Raw genomic sequence first — 1,587 nt, forward strand, 5'->3', positions numbered from 1 at the left:
GTGCCGGTGCTGGCGCGCATCGAGCGCCAGGGCGCTTTCGTCGACGCCGCCCTGCTGGGTGTGCAAAGCATCGAACTGGGCGACAAGATGGTGGCGCTGGAACGTGAAGCCTTCGAGATTGCCGGCGAAGAGTTCAACCTCGGTTCGCCCAAGCAACTGGGCGTGATCCTTTACGAAAAGCTTGGCTTGCCGGTATTGAAGAAAACCGCCAAGGGCCAGCCATCCACCGCCGAAGAAGTGCTGGCCAAACTGGCTGAAGACGACTATCGATTGCCCAAAGTGCTCATGGAATACCGCTCCATGAGCAAGCTGAAAAGCACTTACACAGACCGCCTGCCGGAGCAGATCAACCCGCGTACCGGGCGGATCCATACCTCGTACCACCAGGCGGTGGCGTCCACCGGGCGGCTGTCCTCCAGCGATCCGAACCTGCAGAACATTCCGGTGCGCACCGCCGAAGGGCGTMGCATTCGCCAGGCCTTCGTGGCCCCGACCGGTTACAAGCTGCTGGCAGCGGACTACTCGCAGATCGAGTTGCGGATCATGGCGCACCTGTCCCGGGATGAAGGGCTGATGAACGCCTTCCGCCACAATCTGGACGTGCACAGCGCGACCGCCGCCGAAGTGTTCAAGGTCGAACTGGCCGACGTGACCTCCGACCAGCGTCGCAGCGCCAAGGCGATCAACTTCGGCCTGATCTACGGCATGGGGGCGCAGAAGCTCGGCAAGGACATCGGCGTCGACACCAAGACCGCCAAGGCCTACATCGATACCTACTTCACCCGCTATCCCGGCGTTCGCCAGTACATGGACCGCACGCGTGCCCAGGCTGCCGAGCAAGGTTATGTCGAGACGTTCTTCGGCCGTCGCCTGTACCTGCCGGACATCAACTCCAACAAGCCGCAAGAGCGCGCCGCCGCGGAACGTACGGCGATCAACGCACCGATGCAAGGCACCGCTGCGGACATCATCAAGAAAGCCATGGTTGCAGTTGATAACTGGCTGACCGCGTCTGGCCTCGACGCCAAAGTCATTTTGCAGGTGCACGATGAACTGGTGCTTGAGGTGCGTGAAGACCTGGTCGACCAGGTTCGCGATGAAATTCGCGTACACATGAGCGAGGCGGCGAAACTGGATGTCCCGTTGCTGGTCGAAGTGGGTGTCGGAAATAACTGGGATGAGGCTCACTGAGCCTTCTTGTAGGAGCGAGCTTGCTCCGGGCGGCGTTCCGACGATGGAGCGTCAGATACATCGATTTCGACTGAAATTCCATCGCGAGCAAGCTCGCTCCTACAGGAAATTGTCGTGTTCTGTTGCGGCATGGTGCCGCGGCAGAAGGGCGCAAATCGCTTAGTCCGGAAGGCGCTTGGAGTTATTTCAAAGCTATTTGAAAAAAATCTGAACTAATCTTGCGACCACCACTCAGAGTTACTGAATGGCTGGTGAAGCCCTTCGATGCTCCTATGTTGTGTTAAGTGTTGGCAGATATCTGGACCCCGCCCTAGCGGTCTAGAGCTTGAACCCCGGAACTTCTCCCTCCCCATATGAAGTCCGGGGTTTTTTTTGCCTGCAGAAAACTGCCTGGGG

Annotated in this window: 1 protein-coding gene; it reads left to right on the forward strand. The window is 59.0% G+C overall.

Annotated elements, in window-relative coordinates:
- On the forward strand, positions 1–1,191 hold a 1,191-nt coding region (locus ACXRVY_RS28205), incomplete at its 5' end, for a DNA polymerase (RefSeq protein WP_458238855.1).
- Between the last annotated feature and the right edge of the window lie 396 nt (positions 1,192–1,587).

This window comes from Pseudomonas sp. P5_A2_2 (assembly GCF_054177685.1).